This window comes from Paraburkholderia bannensis NBRC 103871, from assembly GCF_000685015.1.
GTDB classification, from domain to species: domain Bacteria; phylum Pseudomonadota; class Gammaproteobacteria; order Burkholderiales; family Burkholderiaceae; genus Paraburkholderia; species Paraburkholderia bannensis.
In genome coordinates, this window is record NZ_BAYA01000007.1 from 250,455 (window position 1) to 271,295 (window position 20,841).

At 63.0% G+C, this 20,841-nt stretch carries 23 protein-coding genes; 15 read left to right on the forward strand and 8 right to left on the reverse strand.

Going from position 1 to position 20,841, the window contains the following annotated elements; translation table 11 throughout:
- Positions 1-29 precede the first annotated feature (29 nt).
- The 7 genes from BBA01S_RS14570 (at position 30) to BBA01S_RS48090 (ending at position 6,474) form a co-directional block, all read left to right on the forward strand.
- On the forward strand, positions 30-1,052 hold the full coding sequence (locus BBA01S_RS14570; RefSeq protein ID WP_027817101.1) for a phage Gp37/Gp68 family protein: 1,023 nt from the start codon (positions 30-32) through the stop codon (positions 1,050-1,052).
- Between the two features lie 2 nt (positions 1,053-1,054).
- Complete coding sequence (locus BBA01S_RS14575; RefSeq protein WP_042297147.1) at positions 1,055-2,065, forward strand: hypothetical protein; 1,011 nt, start codon at positions 1,055-1,057, stop codon at positions 2,063-2,065.
- Between the two features lie 7 nt (positions 2,066-2,072).
- A complete protein-coding gene (locus BBA01S_RS14580) occupies positions 2,073-2,513 on the forward strand; it encodes an ASCH domain-containing protein (protein WP_027817103.1) in 441 nt (146 codons plus the stop codon).
- A gap of 232 nt (positions 2,514-2,745) precedes the next feature.
- On the forward strand, positions 2,746-3,510 hold the full coding sequence (locus tag BBA01S_RS41295; RefSeq protein WP_052391755.1) for a DNA cytosine methyltransferase: 765 nt from the start codon (positions 2,746-2,748) through the stop codon (positions 3,508-3,510).
- Between the two features lie 13 nt (positions 3,511-3,523).
- Positions 3,524-3,994 (forward strand): XF1762 family protein, encoded by a 471-nt coding sequence (locus BBA01S_RS14595; RefSeq protein WP_027817104.1) that lies wholly within the window; start codon positions 3,524-3,526, stop codon positions 3,992-3,994.
- Positions 3,995-4,015: 21 nt separating this feature from the next.
- Positions 4,016-5,284, forward strand: a complete 1,269-nt coding sequence (locus tag BBA01S_RS45170) for a hypothetical protein (RefSeq protein WP_052391756.1) — start codon at positions 4,016-4,018, stop codon at positions 5,282-5,284.
- Positions 5,281-6,474 carry a hypothetical protein gene (locus BBA01S_RS48090; protein ID WP_063750543.1) on the forward strand — a complete coding sequence of 398 codons (1,194 nt, stop codon included), beginning with the start codon at positions 5,281-5,283 and terminating at the stop codon, positions 6,472-6,474. Before BBA01S_RS45170 ends, BBA01S_RS48090 begins: the two co-directional genes overlap by 4 nt.
- On the opposite strand, the gene BBA01S_RS14615 is transcribed toward BBA01S_RS48090, so the two are convergent.
- Positions 6,471-6,689, reverse strand: coding sequence for a hypothetical protein (locus tag BBA01S_RS14615; RefSeq protein WP_156965953.1), 219 nt, complete (start codon positions 6,687-6,689; stop codon positions 6,471-6,473). The two genes, BBA01S_RS48090 and BBA01S_RS14615, sit on opposite strands and share 4 nt — an antisense overlap.
- A gap of 62 nt (positions 6,690-6,751) precedes the next feature.
- On the opposite strand from BBA01S_RS14615, the gene BBA01S_RS14620 reads away from it, so the two are divergent.
- The 3 genes from BBA01S_RS14620 to BBA01S_RS41315 all read left to right on the forward strand — a co-directional run bounded on the left by BBA01S_RS14620 (position 6,752) and on the right by BBA01S_RS41315 (position 8,967).
- Positions 6,752-7,285 carry a hypothetical protein gene (locus BBA01S_RS14620; RefSeq protein WP_027817106.1) on the forward strand — a complete coding sequence of 178 codons (534 nt, stop codon included), beginning with the start codon at positions 6,752-6,754 and terminating at the stop codon, positions 7,283-7,285.
- Positions 7,286-7,688: 403 nt separating this feature from the next.
- Positions 7,689-7,895: an excisionase gene (locus BBA01S_RS14630; protein WP_027817108.1), complete on the forward strand. Its 207-nt coding sequence runs from the start codon at positions 7,689-7,691 to the stop codon at positions 7,893-7,895.
- Entirely contained in the window at positions 7,885-8,967 is a 1,083-nt protein-coding gene (locus BBA01S_RS41315; RefSeq protein ID WP_167336016.1) for a phage integrase central domain-containing protein, read from the forward strand. The genes BBA01S_RS14630 and BBA01S_RS41315 overlap by 11 nt, the downstream gene beginning before the upstream one ends.
- An 86-nt stretch (positions 8,968-9,053) precedes the next feature.
- Here BBA01S_RS41315 and BBA01S_RS45175 read toward each other — a convergent pair whose 3' ends face one another.
- Both BBA01S_RS45175 and BBA01S_RS41325 read right to left on the reverse strand, forming a co-directional pair.
- Positions 9,054-9,917: a hypothetical protein gene (locus BBA01S_RS45175; protein ID WP_156965954.1), complete on the reverse strand. Its 864-nt coding sequence runs from the start codon at positions 9,915-9,917 to the stop codon at positions 9,054-9,056.
- A gap of 43 nt (positions 9,918-9,960) precedes the next feature.
- Positions 9,961-10,455, reverse strand: a complete 495-nt coding sequence (locus BBA01S_RS41325) for a response regulator transcription factor (RefSeq protein WP_052391759.1) — start codon at positions 10,453-10,455, stop codon at positions 9,961-9,963.
- 413 nt (positions 10,456-10,868) lie between these two features.
- Between BBA01S_RS41325 and BBA01S_RS14650 the strand changes: the two genes are divergently transcribed.
- Together BBA01S_RS14650 and BBA01S_RS41330 are read left to right on the forward strand one after the other, a co-directional pair.
- Positions 10,869-12,170 carry an MFS transporter gene (locus tag BBA01S_RS14650; protein ID WP_027817109.1) on the forward strand — a complete coding sequence of 434 codons (1,302 nt, stop codon included), beginning with the start codon at positions 10,869-10,871 and terminating at the stop codon, positions 12,168-12,170.
- Between the two features lie 143 nt (positions 12,171-12,313).
- Positions 12,314-13,816, forward strand: a complete 1,503-nt coding sequence (locus tag BBA01S_RS41330; protein WP_084162163.1) for an MFS transporter — start codon at positions 12,314-12,316, stop codon at positions 13,814-13,816.
- Positions 13,817-13,919: 103 nt separating this feature from the next.
- On the opposite strand, the gene BBA01S_RS14660 is transcribed toward BBA01S_RS41330, so the two are convergent.
- The 3 genes from BBA01S_RS14660 to BBA01S_RS47555 form a co-directional block, all read right to left on the reverse strand.
- A complete protein-coding gene (locus BBA01S_RS14660; RefSeq protein ID WP_027817110.1) occupies positions 13,920-14,189 on the reverse strand; it encodes a hypothetical protein in 270 nt (89 codons plus the stop codon).
- A 70-nt stretch (positions 14,190-14,259) separates the two neighbouring features.
- Complete coding sequence (locus BBA01S_RS14665) at positions 14,260-14,691, reverse strand: DoxX family protein (protein WP_027817111.1); 432 nt, start codon at positions 14,689-14,691, stop codon at positions 14,260-14,262.
- A 251-nt stretch (positions 14,692-14,942) separates the two neighbouring features.
- Positions 14,943-15,104 (reverse strand): hypothetical protein, encoded by a 162-nt coding sequence (locus BBA01S_RS47555; RefSeq protein WP_167336017.1) that lies wholly within the window; start codon positions 15,102-15,104, stop codon positions 14,943-14,945.
- 247 nt (positions 15,105-15,351) lie between these two features.
- Here BBA01S_RS47555 and BBA01S_RS14675 point away from each other — a divergent pair, with 247 nt between their 5' ends.
- The 3 genes from BBA01S_RS14675 (at position 15,352) to flhC (ending at position 17,858) form a co-directional block, all read left to right on the forward strand.
- The gene (locus tag BBA01S_RS14675) at positions 15,352-16,191 is read left to right on the forward strand and encodes a helix-turn-helix domain-containing protein (RefSeq protein WP_245641499.1); all 840 of its coding nucleotides are present in this window, start codon (positions 15,352-15,354) and stop codon (positions 16,189-16,191) included.
- A gap of 733 nt (positions 16,192-16,924) precedes the next feature.
- Entirely contained in the window at positions 16,925-17,245 is a 321-nt protein-coding gene (gene flhD, locus BBA01S_RS14680; protein WP_027817113.1) for a flagellar transcriptional regulator FlhD, read from the forward strand.
- A 10-nt stretch (positions 17,246-17,255) separates the two neighbouring features.
- Positions 17,256-17,858, forward strand: coding sequence for a flagellar transcriptional regulator FlhC (flhC, locus tag BBA01S_RS14685; RefSeq protein WP_027817114.1), 603 nt, complete (start codon positions 17,256-17,258; stop codon positions 17,856-17,858).
- Positions 17,859-18,004: 146 nt separating this feature from the next.
- Here flhC and BBA01S_RS14690 read toward each other — a convergent pair whose 3' ends face one another.
- Both BBA01S_RS14690 and BBA01S_RS14695 read right to left on the reverse strand, forming a co-directional pair.
- On the reverse strand, positions 18,005-19,330 hold the full coding sequence (locus BBA01S_RS14690) for an Nramp family divalent metal transporter (protein WP_027817115.1): 1,326 nt from the start codon (positions 19,328-19,330) through the stop codon (positions 18,005-18,007).
- Positions 19,331-19,451: 121 nt separating this feature from the next.
- Positions 19,452-20,690, reverse strand: a complete 1,239-nt coding sequence (locus BBA01S_RS14695; RefSeq protein ID WP_027817116.1) for an acyl-CoA dehydrogenase family protein — start codon at positions 20,688-20,690, stop codon at positions 19,452-19,454.
- Positions 20,691-20,841: the final 151 nt, after the last annotated feature.

Here is a 20,841-nt window from a genome sequence, read left to right on the forward strand (position 1 = left end):
GGCACCAGCCATCCAATCACGAGAAGAGCATGAGCGAGAACAGCAAAATCGAGTGGACTGACCACACGTTCAATCCGTGGGAAGGCTGCCAGAAGGTCGGCCCGGGTTGCGATAACTGCTATGCCGAGACGCGCAATGCGCGCTATGCCGGCGGCACCGCTATCAACTGGGGGCCGGGCGCACCGCGCCGTCGCACGTCGGAAGCCAACTGGCGCAAGCCGCGCGCGTGGAACGCGGCGCATGCCGAGTTCTTCGCTGCGCATGGTCGTCGTCAACGCGTGTTTTGCGCATCACTCGCGGATGTCTTCGATAACGCCATCGATCCAGCGTGGCGCGAGGAGCTTTTCAAGCTGATCAACGAAACGCCGAATCTGGACTGGCTTCTGCTGACGAAGCGCATTGGCAACGTGCCCATGATGGTCTCGGTGATTCCTGGTCATCTGCCCGACAACGTCTGGCTCGGCGCGACGATCGTCAATCAGGAAGAGGCCGATCGCGACATCGAAAAGCTGCTGATGACCCCGGCGCGCCGCCGGTTCCTTTCCATTGAGCCGCTGCTTGGCCCAGTCGATCTCCTGGCGTGGTTCGATCCCACTGGCAATTGCTGCATGCAGGAAATGCAGTCGTGCGAGAACTGCCCCGCCGACGCGCCTTGGATTCACGGCCCAACCACGGAATACGCCGAGGACGGATCCGGCTACAGCTCGCCCGAGATCGATTGGGTGATCGTCGGCGGTGAAAGCGGCCCCGGTGCGCGTCCGATGCATCCAGATTGGGCCCGCGATATTCGTGACCAGTGCGAGGCAGTCGGCGTGCCGTTCCTTTTCAAGCAGTGGGGCGAGTGGGCGCCCGGTGAAAGCTGCGGTGGCCCGTTGACGCGCACAGAGCGCACTGCGGACTGGTGGGACGGCAAATGGATGTTCGGCGAACTCACGCCAAAAGGCTCGGAGAGCATTCATTACGACGATGAGCCCGTTCTGTATCGGTGTGGCAAGAAAAAGGCTGGCCGCCATCTCGACGGCCGCACGCATGACGACTTTCCTAAGGCATGACCATGCCGATGCGCACTCTCCCGGCATTACTCGCAGTCGCGGCGACCGCGACTGCAGCTTGCCTCTCGATCATGGCTGGCTGGCAGCGTGGCGGGCTCCTCGCCGAGCGCGTGCTGTGGATCGCCGTCGGCGTCGTGCTCGTCGTGGCCGCCCACCTGCTGCCCGCGCTGGTGCGCGCCCACGGTCGCGGCGTGCGCGCCGTCGGCGCACTGCTCTGGATTGGCTGCATCGCCGCAACGTGTTACGGCCATGCCGTCTTCTTTCTGATGGCGCAGAAGCATGCGGGTGAACTGCGCGCCGCCGCGGTGCCGGCAGTCACGGCAAAGGGACGCGGACTGGCCGAGATCGCACGTGACCGTGCAGACGCAGTAACGCGACTGGCCCGCACCAATGCGCGTCGCTGCGTCGCCACGTGCCCGAACCTGATTGCAGAGCGCGCCGCCGCCGCGGCCCGCGTCGATGCCCTCGACGTCGAGCGCGACGAAGCGCGCCGCGCCGAGGCCGCGCAAGACCGAGCCACCGCTGCCCGCGCCGCCGCCCTCGCTGACCCGGTAACGGGCGCCATGACCGCGTTCGGCCTGCCCGCCGCGCGCGCCGACCTGATCGCCGGGCTGGCGTTCGCGGGCGTGCTTGAGGCTGTCGCGTGCTTCGCCTGGCTGCTCGCGCTGCGCCCCGCGACCGTGACTAGCGTCGTGACTGAATCGCCGGTAACGCCCGCCCAGCAAGGGAGTAACGCAGTAACGGTAACGCCAGTCACGCCCGAGAGTATCGACGTGCCGGTAGTCGTGACTGCCGCACCGGCCGCCGCCGCGCCGGTCGCGCAGCCTGTAGTGCCCGCGCCCGCCGAACTGCTGAGCCTGCCCGTCATGGAGCAGCGTGACGACGTTACCCGAGTCAAGGACGCGATCAAGGCCGGGCAGGTGCGCGCGACCGTGAACGAGATCCGCAAGTTTCTTGGCTGCTCGCAGTCACGCGCCGCAGCAGTCCGCAAGCAGCTTGAACCGCAAACCTGAGACGAACATGAAAGCACTGTCGATCCGCCAACCATGGGCGTGGCTCGTCGCCAACGGCCACAAGGACATCGAGAACCGCACTTGGGCGACGAAGTTTCGCGGCCCGGTGCTCATCCATGCCGGCAAGGGCATGACGCGCGACGAGTACGACTTCGCCAAGGATTTCGTATTCGGCGGTGAAGGAATCCCGCCCGAGCTCTTCTTTGAGATGCCCGACCGCAACGAGCTTCAGCGCGGCGGGATCGTCGGCATCGCCACGATCACCGACTGCGTGCCGCCGGCGAGCGCTAGGTCGCCGTGGCACATCGAGGGCTCGTTCGGCTTCCAGATCGCCGACGCCAAGCCGACGCAGTTCGTCCCGTGCAAGGGCGCACTCGGCTTCTTCGATGTCGCGCCCGAACTCCTTGCACTGGTGCGCGGCACGCGTGAACCCCAACCGATTGAGTGAGACGAGCATGCAACGATCGAAGTGGTGCTCCGCTTTCAGGCGTGGGCAGATTTGCACGAACGGCTTTCCGCAAAGCGCGGCTTGCACTGGCGCAACCTGCTTTACATGCGGGCAGCCATCCAAAGACGTTCCGATGTGCATGCGCGATGAGGTGCCAGAGCACCTGGTCGACGACGCTGGGCGCCCGCGTCTCGCCGCGTACCGCCTGACCCACCACTAAAGCAGAGACGCCGTGGCCGCGTACTACAACGAGATCGACCCATACGCCGCGCAGTGGCTGCGCAACCTGATTTCCGCCGGGCACATCGCCGCCGGCGACGTTGACGAAAGGAGCATTGAAGATGTCCGACCTGATGATCTGCGAGGCTACACGCAGTGCCATTTCTTCGCCGGAATCGGCGTCTGGTCATTCGCCCTACGCATGGCCGGTTGGGACGACTCTCGACCTGTTTGGACGGGATCTTGCCCCTGCCAGCCGTTCAGCATTGCAGCCGTCGCGCACGAGCGAGCTGGCTTCGACGACTCCCGCCATCTCTTCCCGACCTGGTTCGATCTCATCCGCGAGTGCCGACCTGTCGTTTGCTTTGGTGAGCAGGTTGGAAGCCGCGATGGCCTCACATGGCTCGACAGCGTTTTCGATCACCTGGAATCGGAGAGCTACGCCTGCGCAGCGGCAATTACCAGTGCAGCTGGCGCGGGCGCGGATCACATCCGAAACCGACTTTACTTCGTTGCCAACTCCATGCGCACGGGACGGCAAAGACATCAGCCGATCGAACGCGTTTCTCTCGCAGCGCAAGCGCCATTCGCCGAGTCTCGCAACGCGGCTGCTCGACTCCGGGCACTCATGGCAGGTGATTACAGCGGCCTACTGTCTGGCGATGAGCCTTCCATTGCAGTGGAACGATGCCGCGCCCGCGGCTACGGCAACGCGATCAACGCGCGCCAAGCCGCAATCTTCATCGAATGCGCCGACGAAGCGATGACTCACCACTAAAGCAGAGACGCATATGAGCTTGGTGATTGTTCCGATCGAACTGGCAGAGGCGAATGCCTTCGTGGCTGTGCATCACCGGCACCACAAGCCAGTCGTCGGCCACAAATTCAGCATCGCGGTTGCCGACAACATGCTGATGGGCTCCTACGAGACAACCGGCGTCTGCGGCGTCGCGATCATCGGGCGACCGGTCGCGCGCGGCAACGACGACGGCTGGACGCTTGAAGTCAACCGCTGCTGCACCGACGGCACGAAAAACGCCTGCTCGATGCTCTACGGCGCGGCGTGGCGCGCTGCGAAAGCGATGGGCTACGCACGCCTCATCACCTACACGCTGCCGTCTGAAGGTGGCGCAAGCCTGCACGCAGCTGGCTGGAAGCTCATCGGTCAGCGCGGCGGCGGCAACTGGAACACACCGGCGCGCCCGCGCGTCGACACCGACGAACTGCTACGCGGCCAGAAATCGCTCTGGACTGCCGCCTGACACACTCACGAGGATTGAACCATGGATGCAAAAGCACTGACCGCCGCCCTCGATGCGGCAGACAACGTGGTATCCGCCGATCGCGCGGCCGCGCTCGATGACTCGCTCATCGACACGCTGGACAGCGCAGTAAAGACGGCGCGCGCCGCTCTCCTTTCCGATGCAGCGGAAGCGCCTAAGAAGCCGTATGGCTATGTGCTTGGCGGCAATTACTGGACGGACGACGAACTCACTGCCAAGCAGGTATCAGTGCGCACTGGGAGCAACTACCTTCCGATCTACGCCGCTCCCGTCGCGCCTGCTTCGGCAGCCGATGATGAGATTCCGGGTGCCGAGACGGATCTCGTGCTCGAACTCGCGTGGCTGATTGACGAAGGCAATTGCGGCCCGCGCTCGCGCGCTGCACTGCGGCGTGCGCACGCCGCGCTCAAGACGGTGAAGGCTGCCTCAGCCGATGTGGGCGCGCCTTCCCTCAGCCGCGATGCAGCGCAACTTACCGATTGGCTTCTGACAGATCCGCAATCTGGCTCCAAGCTCCGCTTCGCTGGCCCGCTGGAGCGCGATCTGTTGGGCCTGTCGCGCGTCCGCATGGAGAACGAGCGCGGCGAAGCATGGACGCTCACCGCAGGGCTGCACGAAGGCTATCTCACGGCAGCTGAGCGCATGGCGAACATCCGCGCCGCCGCGAAGGAAGAATGCGTCGACGCGTCGCCGTCGCCGATCGGCTACGTCGAGCAAACTGCGCTGGAGAAGCTGAGCGATCCCCAATTCGCAAACGAGGCTGAATCGAATGTCTCGCTCTGGCACGCGGCAAACCCGCCATCGCGCGCGGTCGTGCCGATTTACGCTGCTTGCGTTGCCCCTGCTACGGCAGCACCGATCAACCTCGAAGGCCTGCGCAAAAAATTGCTGACTCCGCGCAAGATTTTGCGCGACGAGAACGGCTGGCTCTCGCACCCGGACTATCCGATTTGCGACGAAGGCACGAACGCCGATGCGTTTCTCAGTGCGTTCGGAATCGAGACGTGGTTCCGTTCGATGGAGAGCGATCTGCCCGATTTTTCGGAGCGCTATCACGAGGAAGGGCTCTCGAATTGCTCCGAATGGACGCCTACGGCGCCCGCCGGAGAAGGCTGGCTTCTGCTGGGAATCTACGACACCGAAGACGGCCCTTGCGCGATGTTCGGTCGTGACCAGTACGAAGCTGAGAACGCTTTGAAGCGCCAGCGCATGCGTGAACTCAGCGCGCGCATCCAGCAACGCCAGGCAGATAAGGGAGCCGCACAATGAGCAACGAAAACACGCAGCTCGACGATCGTGCGGTGTGCGAAGAAATTTTTGAAATCGCCGACCGCATCTTTACCACCCGCGTGGACGATGCCGAAATTCTCGAATTTGTCGCTGCGATACGCACCACCCCGCAATCCGTCGCTGGAAGCGCAGGGCAAGCGAATATCGGCGGCTCTGCCTCGTCTCAGGGAATTGATCTAGCCAAGAAAAACGGCCTCCCAGGAATTGCAGAGTTCATTGAAAACCAGAAGAGCATCGACGCGGACGTTTCGCAGATGGTGGACGAGCAATTCTTCGATCTCATCGCCGCGCGACCCGCGCCCAGCTTGACGACTGATGCAGGTGCGCCGTTTCAGGCCCGCGTGCAGCCGTGGATGATGGAATGCTTCGGCGCCGAGATCTCGGCGGATCGCGCCGAGCGCAATCATCGCTTCTTCGAAGAGGCGACCGAGCTGGTGCAGGCATGCGGCATGACCGCGAGCGAAGCGCACCAGCTGGTCGACTACGCGTTCGGCCGCCCGGTCGGCGAGCCGCATCAGGAAGTCGGCGGCGTCATGGTCACGCTTGCCGCGCTGTGCCTCGCGAACAGCCTGGACATGCACGCCGACGGCGAGACGGAACTCGCGCGCATCAGCGTGCCGGAAACGGTCGCGAAGATCAGCGCCAAGCAGGCGGCCAAGCCGAAGCATTCGCCGCTGCCTGAAGCAGCGCGCGTTGTCAGCGAAGATCGTTCGGACGCACTCTGCGATATGCACTATAGCCGCGGTCTGCAGGCTGGCTTCTCGCTCGGCCAGATGGACGACAACGAAGGGCTGCGCGAGGGCGTCGAATCGCGCGAAGGCTACCTGAAGGTGTTGCGCGAAACGCCGCGCGCGATGCAACTCGGCGCGCCGATGAGCGCCGCCGCGCGCGACGTGCTCGCCGAGCGTGTTCGGCAAGCCATCGAAGAAGGCCGAACGGCCACGCACGACGATCGAAACGACCTCGGGCAATTGGCATCCGCCGCAGCCTGCTACGCAATTACGCATCGCTGGACGCGGATCGATGTACCGCCGCCCCATTGGCCGTGCGACTGGGCCCGCGCATGGTGGAAGCCGACCACGCCGCGCCGCGATCTGGTGAAGGCAGGCGCGCTGATCCTCGCAGAGATCGAGCGTATCGACCGTTCGGGAGGTGAGGTGTGCCGCTAGTCGTAAAGCCCGCGTGCACCGAGCAGGGTAAGGATGTCCTTCACGGTGGCCGTCGGCGCAGCATCACCGAGCGCGCCGTGAACGATCCTCGTGTAGATCTCCTGAGCCTCCGGAGACCCCTCAGCGATCTGCCTGGCTTCCACGACGAGGTCAAAAAGCTTCGTCGCAGTGTCGAGGATGGCTTCGGCTTGAGCCTTTGTCAGTGTCGTAGTCATGTCCGCACCTATCGGCATCAGATTCAAAAACTTGAGCACACAACAATATACGGAGTTGGGCAATGACCGATCTGGACAAGCTTGAAGCGCTCGCCAAAGCCGCGCCGCAAGGCGAATGGAAGATCCACACCAGCAATAGCTGGCGTCGGGTGATGGCGCGCGACAAGGGCAACACGGTGCGCGTGATCGAGCCGACCAATCACCCGAAGGATAAGTGGCCGGATCTGATCTTTGGAAACGGCGTCGAGGCATATCTCGAAGCCATGCAGCCCGCCACCGTGCTCGCGCTGATCGCTGAATTGCGTGCGGCGCGCGACCGCGCATCCGATGCGCCGCAGCGCGCCATCGTGTTCCACCTTGATGTTCAGGCCGACAGCATGCGCGAGCTGTCGGACGTGCTGTTCAACCTGTCGAACCGGGTTGCTGCAGACGATCTGTCGACACACTCGGTATCAGGCGGCTATGGCTCTGGATTCGAGCACTGGCTCACCGTGGCCGACGGCCCGACGCACGACGAGTATCTCGCCCAGCTCGACGACTACCTCAAGCGCAAAGAAGCGGCTCGCGCCGAAGCGAACGCTGGAGGTGAATCGTGATCCGCACAGCGCGTTCAGTGAAGTTGGAAGCGCGTTGCGATGTCAGTGCAAACGCGCGCGCCAGCGTCCAGTGTTTCCGCGACCGTCCCGAATTCCGATTGGATCTCTCCAATGTGGACGGCTGCATTTCCAACAGAGTGGTCGAAGTGCTCAATTTGAGCGATCCAGCGACCGAGGCCGCTCGAAACCGCAGTGATCTTAAATTCTTGCTTGCCAAAGTGAAGTGTTCGGTTAGCCATGGTTCGAAACCTGCCCCACAAAACGCTGGGTGTGAATTTAGACACCCAATAGCACGCAAGATTCGAGCCTTGGCGGCCCGCAAGGATTGGGCCCGGATTGGTAACCGCGCCCCCATAGATGTGCACCAACAAGGCAACACGCAACAAGGAAGGGGTATCGAGCAATGAAGATCCGACTTGACGAGTGGCTTAAGCGCGAATTCGATCCGCCGCCCGCCATCCGCACGGCGCGCCAGTGGATTAAAGACCGCAAGATCTTTCCGGCACCTGAAAAGGTTGGCCGTTCGTACTACGTCGACGACAAAGCGGTATTCCGCAATGGCGTGCCGACTTCACGACTCGTTCACAAGGTATTCGGTTATGGCAGCTAGGCCAAGGATCCGACGTCGGGCCAACTGGCCCGAGAATCTGCACGAGCCGCGCCCAGGCTACTACGTCTGGCGCGACCCGCGCAGCGGCAAGTCGACAGCGCTTGGACGCATGCCGTTGGAACAGGCCATCTTTGAGGTGGTCGAGACCAACGCGAAACTCAAGGAGTTAGAACCGTCAAAACGCTTGGCCGAAAGGATCTCAATGCACAGCGAGACCATCACTGATCTGCTCGCGCGCATGCCTGTCGGAAAGAAAGCAAACACTGTGCAGGCGCGAAAGTATCTCGACAAGGCGATTCGTGAAGCGCTCGGCGAAATCCGTTGCGAAGCACTGACGACGAAGCACGTTGCTGAAATGCTCACAGCGATCGAGGCGCGCGGTGCAATGCGCATGGCGCTCCAGGTGCGCAGCCGAGTTCGCGCTGTTTGCCGAAAAGGCATGGCACTCGGCTGGATGGACAAGAACCCGGCCGATCCCACCGAGCGCCCAGAGGTGAAGGTGCAGCGGCAGCGCCTGTCGCTCGAAGCATTCAACGCAATTTTCGCGAAGGCACCTGACGTGGCGCTCTGGCTGCAGAACGCCATGCTGCTCGCGCTCGTCTCCGGGCAGGATCGATCCACGATCGGGCGCTGGGAGCGATCGTTCAGCACCGGTAGCGAGTCTGTGCTGACGCGCGCAAAGACCGGCGTGCGCATCGCGATCCCGAACGAACTGCGCATGAATGCAATCGGCATGTCGCTGGCCGATGTGATCGCGCGCTGTCGCGCCTCGGGGGTCGTGAGCAAATACCTCATCCACCACATTCGGGGTAACCCGGCAGCGCCCAAGGGAAGTCCCATCAAGCTCAAAACGATCTCGGAGAAATTCACCGACGCGCGGCGCCTTGCCGGCATACCGGACAACAACGCGCCGACGTTTCACGAAATCCGTAGCCTCTCAAAACGCCTTTATCTTGAGCAAGGCGGCGTCGATACCAAGACATTGCTCGGCCATCTGACCGACGCCAGCGCCGATCTGTATGCCAATTCCAGAGGACTGGAGCCGCTGAAGGTGCGTATCGAAAACGGCTAACGAACAAATCATGGCGCTCATCGTCATCACACAGAGCTAACACTTCGCGGGGCCCAAGATTGGGCCACCGATCACCTGAATACTTCTTATTGCTCGGCCACCATACGCATCGCTCTATCGACAACTGCGTCAACATCCCGCTGTGGGTACTCCCTGCGAAGATTCTCTGCAATATACTTTGCGAAACTCTCGTCCGAACGAGCGCGCAGCCAACTGTCTTCTCCCATAGTCTCTCTTTCGCGCTTGATCAGGCGCCTAGCTGCAGAAAGAACGCTTTCTGAACCCCCAAATCCAATGCGGTCAACCTTATTTGTTAGCCGCTGCATTTGAGCTTGTATCTGCTCCATCGTAGACATCAACAACTCGTCCGAACGAACTTCCTCGGTGTGCAAGTTGGCCACTTTGAAAGTGCCGAAGTTTTTTAGAAACGTGCTATGTGCAGGATCGTCCTTAGACTTCTGATAGGTCGAAACGACTTTGTCTGCAAGTTGCTGCTTGAATGACTGCATCGTCGTGTATCGCAAGTCTCTCGGATAGGTGAGATGCTCGATAACACCAGTGTCGAAAGAATACGAAGTCTTATCATCTTTGATGATCACCGCAGGTCGATCAAACGCCAATCGCATCCCAAGTTCGAACATCACGTTAGGGTTTTTGCCGCTAACGTCACAAACCACGACGTCGCTCAAATAAATGTTTGAAACGATGCGCTTCTGAATGACACCAACATCATCCGCATCGCTGACCATCCGAGCGGAAAATTTTGGATTCGCAATAACTTCAACACTTTCTTTAATGATTGCCTGTACGTCCCCCCAATGGCTTGGCGAGCATCCATCGATCGCAGATAGAGGCATGATGATCCCACACGTCGGCGACGCACTTCCTTCTGCAACAGTCTCGATCTCTGGCATTCCAATCCCCCGTTTCTCTTTGTTTGGCTGACTCATACCGTCGACGATTCTATGACATTCGGACGATTGGCGGTCTTGATTAAGCTGACAGGTTTTGAACGAATTTTGAACAAGTGATAAACAGCCCGCGTCCAGCATGGGTTTGCGACTGGTGAGACATATCGAAGTGATAAGGCCCAGCGTCGAGCATCGGCACGTCGTAGCGCTCGGGGAAGGCGCGGCGCAGCAGCGCGTTCACGCGCGCGCGCAGCACCGTCGCGCCGATGGGCAGGCTCACGTAGTCGTCGGCGCCGACGGAAAACGCGCGCACCACGCTGTCGTCGGAGGCGTCCTCTGATGCAAACAGCACCGGAATCCGGTTGCCGTTCACGGCTCGCACCGTCTTGAGCAGGTCTACGCCCGAAAAGCGCGTGCCCTGCCAGTCGAGCACAAGCATGTCGACCGTGGAAGCGGCCAGCGCCTTGGCCAGCATGATGCCGTCGCTGAACGGCAAGCACGCGTGCCCGCTCTGGGCAAGCGCACGTTCGATCTGGCCGCGCTGGGTGGCGTCGCGCTGAAGAATCGCGATACGCATAAAGAAACCTCCCATGTAAGGAGCATGCAATTCTGTGGAGAAGTGCAAAGGCCGCCCATCAGAGGAGTCTGAATTGCCGCACCCCGAATCGGATTCACGCGTTTGCGTCAATGAGCCGGCACGCGTGGCGAAAGTCTCGCCTCGCCTGGCGCGTCGTCGGCTTCCTGTAAAATCGCCGGCTGGCTAGAAGTCATCGACGCGCGCCCCTACCTCGGCCTACCCGGCCCCGCGTGCGTCGTTCCCCGTGCCCACCCGCGCCCGCCTTCCGACCGCCGCCGCCCGACGCGCAATCCGCGCGAGCGCCCGCGTGACGCCAATCGACTTTGATCCGGCCCTGACCCCGTCCTGACGGGCTTCAATCCGGCTTCAAATCGACATCGATAACAATTTCACGGTCTTCGGATATTTCGGAAATGCAGGCAACGGATCTGGGCGCTCGCGCGAGCGCCCCGGCGCGCGCGCTCACGCGCGGCGACTACAAGACGCTCGGCCTCGCCGCTCTCGGCGGTGCGCTTGAGTTCTACGACTTCATCATCTTCGTGTTCTTCGCTCCGGCGATCGGCCAGTTGTTCTTCCCGGCCGCGATTCCCGACTGGCTGCGCCAGTTGCAGACCTTCGGCATCTTTGCCGCGGGCTACCTTGCGCGCCCGCTCGGCGGCATCGTCATGGCGCACTTCGGCGACCTGCTGGGCCGCAAGCGCATGTTCACGCTCTCCGTGCTGCTGATGGCGCTGCCCACGCTCGCGATGGGCTGCCTGCCCACCTACGCGACGCTCGGCGCGCTCGCGCCCGTCCTGCTGCTCGCGCTGCGCGTGCTGCAAGGCGCGGCCGTGGGCGGCGAGGTGCCGGGCGCGTGGGTGTTCGTCTCCGAACACGTGCCGCGCCGTCACACCGGCTACGCCTGCGGCACGCTGACGGCGGGCCTCACGTTCGGCATCCTGCTGGGTTCACTGATCGCGGCGGCGGTCAATCATCACTTCGCGCCGACGGAAATCGCCTCGTATGCGTGGCGCATACCTTTCCTGATTGGCGGCGTTTTCGGCCTGTTTTCGGTGTATTTGCGCCGCTGGCTGCACGAAACGCCGGTTTTCGCGGAAATGCAGGCGCGCAAGTCGCTCGCCGATGAAATTCCGCTCAAGGCCGTCCTGCGCGACCATGGCCGCGCCGTGATCGTGTCGATGCTGCTCACGTGGATGCTCTCCGCCGCCATCGTCGTCGTGATCCTGATGACGCCGCCGCTGCTGCAAAAGCAGTTCCATCTGGACGCCACCACGTCGCTGCTCGCCAACTGCGTCGCCACGGTGTTCCTGACCGTGGGCTGCATCAGCTCAGGCGCGCTATCCGACCGCTTCGGCGCGCGGCGCGTCCTGTCGATCGGCGGCGTGGCGCTCGCGATCTCGTACTACGTGCTGTTCCGCCAGATGGCCGTCGATAGTTCGATGCTGGTGCCGCTCTACGCCCTGGCCGGTTTGCTGGTGGGCACGATCGGCGCGGTGCCCTTCGTGCTGGTCAACGCGTTCCCGCCGGTGGTGCGCTTCTCGGGCATCTCGTTCTCGTACAACGTCGCCTACGCGGTGTTCGGCGGCCTCACGCCGATCGTCGTCGCGCTGATGATGAAATCGCAGCCGCTCGCGCCGACGTACTACGTCGCCGCGATCTGCGTGCTGGGCGCGCTGACCACGCTGTTCTTCAAGGATCCGGTGCGGGAAGCCTGATCCGTTAGCGCGTTCTCGTCGGCCTGAAAACGGCGCCCGATCAACGATCCGGCGCCGTTTTTTGTTCGCGCCGCCGGATCCACGATTCCACCTTTCACGCCAGGCCGAAACGTCGCCGCAACCCGCGTCCTAACATAAGACGCATGAACCCCGCACACCCCACTCCGCCCGCCGCCCCACCGCTCCAGCACGTCCCGTTCACGCCTGCGCTCATGCGCATCGTCGGGACGGTCAGCGTGGGCTTTGTCGTCACCCAACTCGACGTCACCATCGTCAATATCGCGCTCGCGCGCATCGCCGCCGATCTGCACGCGAGCGTCGCGCGCCTGCAATGGATCGTCGATGCCTATACGCTCGCCTTCGCGGTGCTGATGCTTTCGGGCGGCGTGCTTGGCGACCGCTATGGCGCGCGGCGCATGTACGCGATCGGCCTCGTCGTGTTTGCATTGGCGTCGCTGGCCTGCGGGCTCGCGCCAAATCCCGCGCTGCTGATCGCCGCCCGCGCGCTGCAAGGCGCAGGCGCGGCCGCGATGCTGCCGAATTCACTCGCCCTGCTCAACGACGCCTGCCGTCACGAACGCTCGCTACGCGCCCGCGCCGTGGGCTTCTGGACAGCAGCGGGCGCAATCTCGATTGCGGCCGGGCCGGTCGCGGGCGGGTTGCTGATCGCGGCATTCGGCTGGCGCAGCATTTTTCTCGTGAACCTGCCGCTGTGCGCGCTGGGACTGGCCGCGACGCTCGCGTGGATTCCGGCGAAGTCGTCCAACACCGGCAACGCCAACAAGGCTGCTGTAACGGCTCCCGCGCCCCAGCGCCCGCGCAGCCTGGACGTGCGCGGCCAATTGCTCGCCGTGGTCGCACTCACGGCCTTCACGGGCGCGGTGATCGAATGGCGGCCGCTCGGCTTCTCGCATTGGGCGATCTGGGGCGGCCTGCTGCTCGCCATAGTCGCGGGCGTGGCTTTTGTCGCACAGGAAGCCCGCACGGCAGACCCGATGCTGCCGCTCGGCATGCTGCGCAATCACACCTTCAGCGCGGCGGTCGTGTTCGGCATCTGCGTGAACCTGACTTATTACGGCACCGTGTTCGTGCTCGCGCTGTTTCTCCAGCACGCACGCGGCCAGACGGCCTTGCAGGCGGGCCTCACGTTCATCCCGCTCACGGGCGGCTTCCTGCTCTCCAATATCGCCAGCGGCCACGTCGTGGCGCGCTTCGGCACGCGCCTGCCGATGATCGGCGGCGCGCTGGTAGCGGGGCTGGGTTACGCGCTGCTGATTCCCGTCGATGCGGGCACGCCGCTCGTCGCCTTACTGGCCGCCTTTCTGCTGATCCCGAGCGGCATGGGGCTCGCAGTGCCCGCCATGACGACCACGGTGCTCAGTTCGGTCGAGCCCGCCCGCGCGGGCACCGCATCGGCGCTCTTGAACACGGCGCGCCAGGCGGGCGGCGCGGTGGGCGTGGCGGCGTTCGGCGCACTCACGGGCGGCGGCGCGGCAGCCGAGGTAGTCGGCGGCCTGCATGCCGATGCAGCGATTTCCGCTGCGCTCCTGTTCGTCGCCGCGTGTCTCGCGTGGACGATGCGCGCCGATATTGCACATTCGTCGCCAAGCCCGGCGGCTGAACCGCGCATGAAGACGTCACGCTGATGTAAAGCAGCGCCCCATGCAGTACACCGCCTCTCCTCTGACGAAAACGAAAATGGCTCCTTGCGGAGCCATTTTTTCTTCTAAAACTACGCGCATTGCCTGCTTAAAGCGACGTCTCCTGAATCGCACCGGTGCTCAAGGCACGCTCGATGAGTCCGTCGTTCTGCGCCTTGCGGATAGCGTGAGCGATCAACTTGTCCGGCTCCTCCAGTTCCGCCTTGAGCGTGCCAAGCAGGCCCGTGGCATCGAGGATCACCAGCGTCGTCGCCGTATCGGCGGTGCTGATCAGCACGCGGCGCGTGCCGTCTTCGGCGAGACTCGCGCAGAACTGCCCCGTCTTGCCGCCCACGTTGAAGTCGAAATTTTGTATCAAAGCCGGCTCCCTGTTTCGTGTGGATTCAATGGATCGTGTCTGTGATCGACCTGCGCGACGAACCGGGGTTTCAGCCGCCGAAACCGCCGCGCGGCGCGCGCAGTCCATCGATAGAAGCACGTCCCGCGCCCGTTACCGTCAGCAGCAGGAAACCACCGGCGATCGCGACGTTCTTCCAGAAGTGCACGACGGCATCCTGCTGCAGGGCGGCCTGGGTGACGTTCCAGAAATCGTGCCCAAGTACCGCCGTCACGACAGCGTACACGGCCAGCACGAAAGCGACGAAACGCGTGCGTACGCCAAACACGAGCGCGAGACCACCAAGCAATTCGACGGCGGTGGCGACAGGCGCAGCGACCTGCGCATAGGGCACGTTATGCGCGTGCAGGTAGCCGACAAACCCCGCGTACCCCAAAAGCTTCATGGCGCCGCCCCAGAGAAACAGTATCGCGAGCGCGAGTCGGGCGATGAAGATAATGAGGGAATCGGCGGGACGGGTCATGAAGGGCTCCGGTTTGCAATTACGCAATGACCGTGGACGCGCCCCACAGTTCCCCGGCGTAGTGGATTACCTGAGCAAGAAAGAATCGGCAAAGGAGGAACCTGGCGCGAACATGCCGCGCCTGGCGCAAGGCATATTGCTTCGCACTACGACATATATGGCGCGACATCGAACGGTCAATGTGGCCACGCTTTGGCTGCGCGTTTACCCGCGCCGGCTACTTTCTACATATAAATGGAACCCAGGCACGCTCAATGCTTGTGGCGCATGCCGTGTGGACGGCGGCCATCGAGCCAACGCGTCACACGCTGCTCGATCGCGCCCCGGCTGCGACGCGAAATGGCCCACGATACCGCGCACACCAGCACCATCACGGCCGGGCCCAGCAGATAAGCAGCAACCGTTTCCCTCATGGCCGTCTCCTTCGCCAAGCCGCCAGACAGAGTGTGAGGATTAGATTCTAGGCGATCAAAAGTCGACCGGTAAGCAGCTTGCGCAATCGTCTTTAGCGTTCTTTTGCACGGTTTTGTTATATCCGTACGAATGCCGACATGACTGCGCTGCGCGACGCTAAGCGCCTGCATCCAAGGCGTCTGTGGTGCAACGCACATGACGTCCGGGGTAATGGATCCAGCGCACGGTTTCGCTAGAATCGGCGACATGAGCACACTCACTCCCACGCCGTTTGCCGCCATCGCGCTGGCCGCCAGTGACAGCCGGCGCAGCGTCGGCGAGTTGTTGCGTGAATGGCGCATGCGTCGGCGCATGAGCCAGTTGCTGCTCGCAACCGAAGCCGAAATCTCGACACGCCACCTGAGCTTCGTCGAATCGGGCCGGGCCACGCCCAGCCGCGAAATGGTGATGCACCTGGCCGAACGCCTCGACGTGCCGTTACGCGAACGCAACGCGTTGCTGGTCGCGGCGGGCTACGCGCCGCTCTATCGCGAGCGCGCGCTGGACGATCCCCAATTGACGGCAGCGCGCGAGGCAGTCGAACTCGTGTTGCGTGGCCACGAACCTTACCCCGCGCTTGCCGTAGACCGGCACTGGAATATCGTTGCGTCGAACGGCGCGCTCGCGCCGCTGATCGGCGACGTTTCGCCTGCGCTGCTGAGCGCGCCTGTCAACGCGCTGCGCCTTTCGCTGCATCCCGAGGGGATCGCGCCGCGCATCCTCAACTGGCACGCCTGGCGCGCGCATCTGCTTGCGAGACTGCAGCGCCAGATCGAGGCGAGCGCAGATCGCACGCTCATCGAGCTTCATGACGAACTCGCGGCCTACCCCGCGCCGCCCGGTGCCGAGGCCGCCAAGGTGGAGCCCATGCGGCACCACATTGCGGTGCCGCTGCGTGTGCGCACCGCCAGCGGTGATCTGTCGTTCTACAGCACCACGACGGTATTCGGCACGCCGGTGGATATCACGCTTTCCGAACTGGCCATCGAAGCATTCTTCCCCGCCGATACGCAAACCGCCGAAGCATTGCGCCTCACGCGGGATTAATGCTCAAGGGCGCCAGCAACACGCGGAGCCCGTCCGCACTGTTACAAAGTGCTCCCGGCAACCGGCAGGACGCGCTCCCTCAGACACGGCGCGGATCCCGGCCACTTCATATCACGTTGCGATACAAAAAAGACGGCGAATTTGCCCGCCCGTACTGTTGTTTTCATGCCAATTACATATACGCGTAAACGAGCACCGGTAAAAAGCGCGTCAACACACCGCAGATGTATCTGCTTTGTCACAACTTGACAAAGCCAGTTACACGGGGTCGAAACGTTAGTTACAGATTAATCCTCATATGTATTAACAAAACACTGGGTACTTCTTACCTGTCAACGTAATTCCTTTCAAACCGTTTAATCGGCATATCCTGGCGCAGCAGTCTTTTCCGACCCGTTGCGCATGCATCGACAACACCCCGAAAACCCTGATTTCATGGGCTTTTTCGGCAAACACCCCGACCCGTAAGGCTTTGCTGTCGACTGTCACAGAAGCGTCTTGAATCCGCAGAAAAAGTTACCGAAATTATTTGTAACAGCGGCATTATTTTTTTGCGAAGGGATTGATTTCTGAGATTAGTCCTCATACAATTCGCTCCAACGTGTTACGAGTTGTAACACGTTGTATCAAAGAGTCAGGCGCCACCGTGAATGAGTGGACCGACGCAAGAGCCAAAAAAGTTACAACGGCAGCAAATGCCGGGGGGTTAATCGGGGCTTCGGAAAAGAGAGAAATGGACCGTAGCAGCGAGACGCTGGATTCAATCCGCGAAATTAATTTGTCGTACCTGATGCTCGCACAGCGCATGCTGCGCGAGGACAAGCCGGTCGGGATGTTCCGCCTGGGCCTGTCGTCGGAACTGGCTGATTTGCTTGCTGGTCTGTCACTCGCACAGATCGTCAAGCTGGCTGCTTCCGACCAGCTTCTTTGTCTTTTCCGCTTCGACGACCATGCCATGTTGTCCGCTCTGACGCAGACGACCCGGCATGCCGACGTGGCGGCCACTCACGCGGCGATCCTGCTTGCAGGTCAGCCGGCTGTGCAATTCGCCTGAGGGACGGGTCATGACGACGAACCGCCGCAGCCTCACCGAAGACGCGCAGGAAGTTTTTCGCGCGATCGCGTTGATCGAGCTGGGTGCACGGATGCAGGTGCTGGAGAGCGAGCTTTCGCTTTCGCGCGACCGCATGATCCGTCTGTACCGCGAGATCCGCGGCGTATCGCCGCCCAAGGGTATGTTGCCGTTCTCGGCGGACTGGTACATGACGTGGCTGGCCAACATCCACGCCTCGTTGTTCTACAACACGTACCTGTTCCTCAAGAACGAAGCGCGTTGCTCGCATCTCGACGCGCTCACCAAGGGGTTCCGGCTGTATCTGGAACACTGCCGCCACAGCGGGACCGAGCCGGTGCTCGACCTCACGCGTGCGTGGACCCTGGTGCGCTTTTTCGATGCGGAGATTCTGCAGATGACGCCTTGCTGCCGTTGTGGCGGTAAGTTCGTCGCGCACAAACACGACCTGCAGCACAACGTCGTGTGTGGTGCATGCCAGCCGCCTTCGCGCGCCGGCAAGACGAAGAAGGCGGCTGCAGCGCGACGGGGCGCAGAGCAGACCGAGAGCAACCTTCCGGTGGAAACGCCGGACGGCATTGCCGAGGCTGCGTAAGCGTAGGAGAGCCAAGATCCGGTCAACCGGACGCAGCAGCAAAGAGACCTAGACGCGAAGCCGTCCGGCGCTCCACAGAGGGCCGGACGGCGAAGCGCATTCAGTACCGCCCGCGCTTCACCATCCCGCCTGTTTCCATTCCCGCATCAGTTCCCCAGGAAGGTCTGCCAGACCAGCCACAGGTTCGCCGCCGTGATCACGGCGAACAGCAGCCATGCGATCAGCCGCGTCGGCAGCCGGTTCACGAACTTGCCCATCAGGGCATGATCGTTCGTCATGCGGATCAGCGGCCAGAGCGCGAACGGCAGTTGCAGGCTCAGCACCACCTGGCTTGCGACCAGCAGTTTGCCCACCGCGCCGTTGCCCAGCCACCACACGCCGATGAAAGCCGGAATCAGCGCCAGTACGCGCGTGATGAGGCGCCGCTGGTAGCAGGGGATCTTCATGCGCAGGAAGCCTTCCATGACGACCTGGCCCGCCACTGTGCCCGTGAACGTGGAGCTTTGCCCCGAAGCCAGCAGCGTCACCGCAAACAGCACGGCCGCCGCGCCGCTGCCGACGATGGGAGCGAGCAGCTTGTAGGCATCCTCGATTTCGGTCACGCCCGTGTGGCCCGTCGCGTGAAACGCCGCAGCGGCAAGAATCAGGATCGCCGCATTGATGAGCAGCGCGAGCACCAGCGAAACGATGGTGTCGATGCGCGATAGCCCGATCGCCTGGCCGATGCCCGCATCGTCGCGCTTCACGGCGCGCGTCTGCACGATCGACGAATGCAGATAGAGGTTGTGCGGCATGACCGTCGCGCCCAGGATGCCGATGGCCAGATACAGCGGCTCCTGCCCGGCAAGCGCGTGCCACGACGGCAGCGCGCCCGCGAACACCGAGGGCCAGTGCGGCTTCACGAGCGCCAGCTCGATCACGTAACCCAGCCCGATGGTGGCGATCAGGCCCGCCATGATTGCTTCGAGCGTGCGGAAGTTCTTGCCCTTCAGGCCGAGCACGATGATCGTGTCAAACGCCGTGAGCGCAATGCCCCACATCAGCGAGCAGCCCAGCAGCAAATGAAACGCGAGCGCGCCGCCCAGCACTTCGGCGAGATCGCAGGCGATGATCGCGAGTTCGGCCAGCGCCCATTGGCCCAGCACGACGGGTTTGCTGTAGCGCTCGCGCGACAGTTCGGCGAGATCGCGGCCCGTGACGATGCCAAGGCGCATCGCCAGGCATTGCAGCGCCATCGCCGCGAGGCTCGACAGCACGACGACGAACAGCAGGTTGTAACCGTACTTCGAACCCGCCTCGATATCGGTGGCCCAGTTGCCGGGATCCATGTAACCGATCGAGACCAGCAGGCCCGGCCCGGCGAATTGCAGGAGCTTCTTCCAGAACGGCGCGCGCGGCGACACCGCCACGCTGCCTTGTACTTCGGAAGGACAAAACGGCGCCGTCGCCGTGGTCGGTAAGCGGAACTCCAACGGTGCGATCCTCGAAGGGGTGAAATGCGCGCGGCGAGGTGGCGTTTACAGCAATTCGAAACGGACTAAAGCGGACTGAAGCCGATTAACGTCGATTTAAAGCGCGCGCGCGATCGATCCCTTAAGTGTACAGCGTCGGCTGCGGCAGCTCTCTCAAGAGCGTAAAGCGCCCCACGTCGCGTAGCCGGTAGTCGAGCGGATCGTGCAGCGTATGCACGCGCGCGTTGCGCCAGAAGCGGTCGAGCGCGAGCGCGGCGTTGGTGGCGCGCGCCCCGCAGGCGTCGAAGAGTTGCTCACCCGCGTCGAGCGCCGCGCGATGCGCCACGATCTTCGCTTCGGACACCGCGAGCGAAACTTCGGCGCGCGTCGCGGCGTCGAGCGCATCGCCCTGCTCCCAGGCGGCGTCGAGAATCGCGGCGGCGCGATCGGCCAGCACGGCCGCAGAAAGCGCCTTGATGCGCATTTCGCCGAAACGCTGCTGGAGGTAAGGATCATCGGCCGCGCGCTGCACGCCCGAATTGACCCACGGCCGGCCATTGGCCAGCACATACTCGCGCGCCTCTTCCAGCGCGCCTTGCGCAATGCCGACGAACAGGTTCGTCAGCACGAGTTGCGACACCAGCGTGCGCAGCGACGCACGCGGCGTATCGGGGCGATGCAGCACTTCGGCGGGATGCACTTCGACGGCGTCGAACGAGACCGTGCCGCTATCGGTCTGGCGCTGGCCGATCGGATCCCAGTCGTCATGCACGGTGATGCCCGCACGCGTGGTCGGCACGACCGCGAACACGGGGTTGCCGGTGGCAGGGTCGTGCCCGCTCACGGTCATCATCTGCGAGCCCGTGGTGCCCGAGCAGAAGCCTTTCTTGCCGTGCAATCGCCAGCCACCCTTGCCTTGCGCATCGTCGGCCTGCGCAATGAGACGCGTATCGAGCGGATTGACGGCATTGCCCCACCACCACCGATGCTCGACGGTGCCTTGCAGCCAGTTCGCGCGCTGCGCGGCGTTGCCCCAGAGATCGACCGTCGCGACCTGCAGGAACTGGAAGCCGAGCAGATGCGCCAGCGCGCTATCGACGCGGGCGATCGTGCGGATCGTCTCGTAGAGCGTGCCCCAGCGCGTGCCGTCCTTGCCGAAGCGGCCGCCGAACTCGTGCGGCACCGCGAGCGCAAGCAGCCCCGCGTCGGCGATCCACTGTTTTTCGGCGGCGGCGTGGCCGCCTGCCAGGTCGCGGCGCGCGGCGCTCGCGCGCAAGGCCTCGATCAGCGTCGCGAGAGGCGCATCGCGGGTTTCCCGCGTCGCCTGCGTCGTGTGTGTCGTCGATGGAAGGTGCGCCTGCGGCGGCCGTGGATCGTTCATGCCTGCGTTCCCGAATGAGTTGCGCGGTGCCGGGGCGGCGCGGTGCAAACGCGCTATCCGCTCCAGCTTCGATCGAACGATGATAGTGGCGCGCGTGCGGGCAGGCTACGAATCGTTTACGCAAATGAAATCGCGGCTGGCGATATGCAAT

Bases quoted from the DNA above. Each gene is read 5' to 3' on its own strand.
- BBA01S_RS14570 (WP_027817101.1), top strand. From the start codon at position 30: ATGAGCGAGAACAGCAAAATCGAGTGGACTGACCACACGTTCAATCCG.
- BBA01S_RS14575 (WP_042297147.1), top strand. From the start codon at position 1,055: ATGCCGATGCGCACTCTCCCGGCATTACTCGCAGTCGCGGCGACCGCG.
- BBA01S_RS14580 (WP_027817103.1), top strand. From the start codon at position 2,073: ATGAAAGCACTGTCGATCCGCCAACCATGGGCGTGGCTCGTCGCCAAC.
- BBA01S_RS14595 (WP_027817104.1), top strand. From the start codon at position 3,524: ATGAGCTTGGTGATTGTTCCGATCGAACTGGCAGAGGCGAATGCCTTC.
- BBA01S_RS45170 (WP_052391756.1), top strand. From the start codon at position 4,016: ATGGATGCAAAAGCACTGACCGCCGCCCTCGATGCGGCAGACAACGTG.
- BBA01S_RS48090 (WP_063750543.1), top strand. From the start codon at position 5,281: ATGAGCAACGAAAACACGCAGCTCGACGATCGTGCGGTGTGCGAAGAA.
- BBA01S_RS14615 (WP_156965953.1), bottom strand. From the start codon at position 6,689: ATGACTACGACACTGACAAAGGCTCAAGCCGAAGCCATCCTCGACACT.
- BBA01S_RS14620 (WP_027817106.1), top strand. From the start codon at position 6,752: ATGACCGATCTGGACAAGCTTGAAGCGCTCGCCAAAGCCGCGCCGCAA.
- BBA01S_RS14630 (WP_027817108.1), top strand. From the start codon at position 7,689: ATGAAGATCCGACTTGACGAGTGGCTTAAGCGCGAATTCGATCCGCCG.
- BBA01S_RS41315 (WP_167336016.1), top strand. From the start codon at position 7,885: ATGGCAGCTAGGCCAAGGATCCGACGTCGGGCCAACTGGCCCGAGAAT.
- BBA01S_RS45175 (WP_156965954.1), bottom strand. From the start codon at position 9,917: ATGAGTCAGCCAAACAAAGAGAAACGGGGGATTGGAATGCCAGAGATC.
- BBA01S_RS41325 (WP_052391759.1), bottom strand. From the start codon at position 10,455: ATGCGTATCGCGATTCTTCAGCGCGACGCCACCCAGCGCGGCCAGATC.
- BBA01S_RS14650 (WP_027817109.1), top strand. From the start codon at position 10,869: ATGCAGGCAACGGATCTGGGCGCTCGCGCGAGCGCCCCGGCGCGCGCG.
- BBA01S_RS41330 (WP_084162163.1), top strand. From the start codon at position 12,314: ATGAACCCCGCACACCCCACTCCGCCCGCCGCCCCACCGCTCCAGCAC.
- BBA01S_RS14665 (WP_027817111.1), bottom strand. From the start codon at position 14,691: ATGACCCGTCCCGCCGATTCCCTCATTATCTTCATCGCCCGACTCGCG.
- BBA01S_RS47555 (WP_167336017.1), bottom strand. From the start codon at position 15,104: ATGAGGGAAACGGTTGCTGCTTATCTGCTGGGCCCGGCCGTGATGGTG.
- BBA01S_RS14675 (WP_245641499.1), top strand. From the start codon at position 15,352: ATGAGCACACTCACTCCCACGCCGTTTGCCGCCATCGCGCTGGCCGCC.
- flhD (WP_027817113.1), top strand. From the start codon at position 16,925: ATGGACCGTAGCAGCGAGACGCTGGATTCAATCCGCGAAATTAATTTG.
- flhC (WP_027817114.1), top strand. From the start codon at position 17,256: ATGACGACGAACCGCCGCAGCCTCACCGAAGACGCGCAGGAAGTTTTT.
- BBA01S_RS14695 (WP_027817116.1), bottom strand. From the start codon at position 20,690: ATGAACGATCCACGGCCGCCGCAGGCGCACCTTCCATCGACGACACAC.